4 protein-coding genes are annotated in these 3,365 nt (G+C 71.0%); 1 reads left to right on the top strand and 3 read right to left on the bottom strand.

Annotated features, from left to right (window positions below; translation table 11 throughout):
• Positions 1-1,231 (top strand): ATP-binding cassette domain-containing protein (locus RDU12_RS14155; RefSeq protein WP_308685263.1); only part of this gene is annotated, 1,231 nt, incomplete at its 5' end.
• Here the strand turns inward: RDU12_RS14155 and RDU12_RS14150 are convergent.
• Genes RDU12_RS14150 through RDU12_RS14140 form a run of 3 tightly spaced genes read right to left on the bottom strand, consistent with a single transcriptional unit; the run spans position 1,215 to position 3,060 of the window.
• Complete coding sequence (locus tag RDU12_RS14150; protein ID WP_300289518.1) at positions 1,215-1,658, bottom strand: flagellar basal-body protein FlbY; 444 nt, start codon at positions 1,656-1,658, stop codon at positions 1,215-1,217. The two genes, RDU12_RS14155 and RDU12_RS14150, sit on opposite strands and share 17 nt — an antisense overlap.
• Positions 1,655-1,951, bottom strand: a complete 297-nt coding sequence (locus RDU12_RS14145; protein ID WP_300289519.1) for a rod-binding protein — start codon at positions 1,949-1,951, stop codon at positions 1,655-1,657. The genes RDU12_RS14150 and RDU12_RS14145 overlap by 4 nt, the downstream gene beginning before the upstream one ends.
• Positions 1,952-1,953: 2 nt before the next feature.
• Positions 1,954-3,060, bottom strand: coding sequence for a flagellar basal body P-ring protein FlgI (locus RDU12_RS14140; protein WP_300289520.1), 1,107 nt, complete (start codon positions 3,058-3,060; stop codon positions 1,954-1,956).
• Positions 3,061-3,365 lie beyond the last annotated feature (305 nt).

Here is a 3,365-nt window from a genome sequence, read left to right as displayed (position 1 = left end):
GGCCCTGGCCGACGTCGGCCTGCCGGGGCTCGATCCGGACCGCGCCGCGGCGACCCTGAGCGGGGGCGAGCAGACCCGGGCGCGGCTGGCGGCCCTGTTGCTCGAGGCTCCCGATCTTCTGGTGCTGGACGAGCCGACCAATCATCTCGACGCCGGGGGGCGCGCCGCCATCGCCGACCTGCTGGCCCGCTGGAAGGGCGGCGCTGTCGTTGTCAGTCACGACCGGGCCCTGCTGCGGCGGATGGACCGGATTGTCGAACTGTCGGGCCTCGGCGCCGCCGTCTACGGGGGGAACTACGATCTGTATGCGGAACGGAAGGCGGCAGAACGGGCCGCGGCGGAACGCGATCTGGAAGTGGCGGAGAGAAGCGCCAGCCAGATCGCGCGCGAGAGCCAGAAGGCGGTCGAGAAGAAGGCGCGACGGGACAAGGCCGGGCGGGCCTTTGCGGCGAGGAAGTCGGAGCCGAAGATCCTGCTGGGCGCTATGGCCGAACGGGCCGAGAACTCCGGCGCCCGCGAGAATCTGCTGGCCCGCCGCCGGGCCGAGGCGGCCGAGGCCGAACTCAACGAAGCGCGCGAACGGGTCGAACGGGTCCGGGGAATGGCCATTCCCATGCCGTCGTCCGGCCTCGCCGCCGGCAAGACCGTGCTGGCGCTCGAGGATGCGGCCTGGGACGCGCCGGACGGGCGGCGCATTCTCGGCCCGATCTCGCTGCGGCTGACCGGCCCCGAACGCGTGGCGATCACCGGCCCCAACGGCGCGGGCAAGACGACCTTGCTCAGACTGATCTCAGGCGAACTCGCGCCCGCCATGGGTCGCGTCGATCGCCCCGTGACAGCGGCGCTTCTCGACCAGGAAACGGCGCTGCTCCGGCCGGACGAAACCCTGATCGAGGCGTATCGGCGCCTGAACCCGGAGGCGACGCCGAACGAGACCCATGCAGCGCTGGCCCGCTTCCTGTTCCGCAACACGGCGGCGCAACGCATCGTGGCGACGTTGTCGGGAGGCGAGCGGCTGCGGGCCGCCCTGGCCTGTGTGATGACCGGCGCCCGGCCGCCCCAGCTGCTGATCCTCGACGAGCCGACCAATCACCTCGATCTCGACGCGATCGCGGCGGTCGAGGCGGCGCTGATCGGCTACGACGGGGCGGTGATCGTGGTCAGCCACGATCCGGACTTTCTCAACGCCATCGGCGTCGAGCGGACGCTGGCGCTCAGGCCGTCCGGTTGAAAGCCACGGCGCGACCGTCGCCGGCGTTGGCCTGGCCGCTCGACCCGTAGGCCGACGGACTGCCGCGCTGGGCGGCGACCTCCGCGGCGATGGTCTTGACCAGACCCTCCGAGATGATCCGCGCCGCCTCGATGGCCCGGGAGTGACGACTCAGCACCGCCTCGAACGCTTCGGTGACGCGGATCAGGGTCGCGCGGTCGCTGGCCGGCGCCGCGGCGAGGACATCGGGCTTGGCCTTCACCTGGGCCGACTCTCGCCGATAGGCGTTGGCGAGATCCTGGGTGCCGGCCAGGGTCGCCGCGGCGTCCTGCGGGCGGTGCGCCTCGAAGGCCTTGGCCTCGTCGCCGAGGCTGGCGGTCAGCCGCTCGGTCAGGTCGATCAGCTGGCGAACGCGGGCCGTGGCGTTGAGTTCGGCGGTTCCGGTCACTGGCTTTGCTCCTGCATCTTCAACATCTGGGCGACGACCTGGTCGGCGAGGCCGATGCCGCCGGACCTGGCGGTCTGTTTGGCCATCGCCTCGATCATGAAGCCGCGCCACGTGCTCTCGGCCTCGCCGCCGCCGAACGGGCCGTCGGTCGAAAGGCCCTCGAACATCGGCTTCAGCATCTGCGACAGGAAGGACGCCTCGAAGGCCTCGGCGGTTTCGCGCATCCGGGCGGTCGCGACGGGCGCGGCCGGGGGCGGCTGGAGCAGGGAAGGGGAGACGGCCAGATCGCTCATGATCACATCACCTCGATTTCGGCCTGCAGCGCGCCGGCCGCCTTGATGGCCTGGAGGATGCTGATCATGTCGCGGGGGCTGACGCCGAGGGCGTTCAGGCCGTTGACGAGGTCGGACAGCGAGGCCCCGCCGCCGACGATGCGCATCTGCCGGCCCAGCTCTTCCTCGACCGAGACGTCCGTCTGCGGCACGACCACGGTCTCGCCGCCGCGGCTGAACGGCTCGGGCTGGCTGACGAACGGCATTTCCTGGATCGAGACGGTCAGATTGCCCTGGGCGATGGCCACGGTGGAGACCCGCACGGCGTCGCCCATGACGATGACGCCGTTGACCTCGTCGATGATGACCTTGGCCGGAGAGTCGACCGTCACCGGCAGGTTCTCGACCTGGCTGATGAAGCCGGCCATGCCCATCTGGCCCGGCGCGCGCAGGGCGATGACGGTGCCGTTCTCGGCCAGGGCGGCGTTCGGATAGACCTGGTTGATGACGGCGGCGACGCGCTGGGCCGTGGTGAAGTCGGGATTGCGCAGGGTCAGCCGCACCTCGTTCATATTGGCGAGGTGAAAGCCGGTCTCGCGTTCGACCGTGGCGCCCGAGGCGATGCGGCCGGCGGTCGGCACGCCGCGCGTCACCGACGAGCCCGAGCCGCCCGAGGCCGAGACCGCGCCGGTCTGGATCGAACCCTGGGCCACCGCATAGACCTCGCCGTCGGCGCCCTGCAGGCTGGTGACCAGCAGGGTTCCGCCCAGCAGGCTCTTGGCGTCGCACATGGAGGAGACGCTGACGTCGATGCGCGAGCCCGGCGTGGCGAACGGCGGCAGTTCGGCCGTCACCATGATGGCGGCCATGTTCTTGGAGTTGGCGTTGGCGCCGCGGATGTTGACGCCCAGCCGCTCGGTCATCCCTTCCAGCGACTGGCGGGTGAAGGGGCAGTTGCGCAGGCTGTCGCCGGTGCCGTTCAGACCGACCACCAGGCCGTAGCCGACCAGCTGGTTGGTGCGGACGCCCTCGACGGCGGCGATGTCCTTGATCCGCGACTGCGCGGCCGCATCGCCGGCGAATCCGGCCAGGGCGGCGGCGGTCAGGAGAGAGGCGAGCAGTTTCTGCATCGGTACGGGGTCCGCGAACTGTTGTACCGGCGACGATGCCAGTGGCGTGCCAGACGAAAAACCCTGTGAAAACAGACGAGGCTCGCCGGCTGCCGGGCGGTCATGCGGCAGAAACTGCCGGGGCGTTAACCAAACAGTGACCCGGCGCCGACGATGGTCGGGCATGTCCTGGAGTCGCAATCCATGAAGGTCACCGGCCCATCCGGCCCGTCGTCCCCGCAGGGTGGCCGCCCCGCGAAGGCGGCGGGCGGTTTCGCCGTGCCGTCCGGCGCAGCGGCGTCACCGGCCGGCGCCGCGGCCTCGGC

The sequence above is a fragment of the Brevundimonas sp. genome (assembly GCF_031082345.1).
Taxonomy (GTDB): domain Bacteria; phylum Pseudomonadota; class Alphaproteobacteria; order Caulobacterales; family Caulobacteraceae; genus Brevundimonas.
The sequence above is the reverse complement of the archived record's forward strand: the minus strand, read 5'-3'. Positions and strand labels throughout refer to the sequence as shown.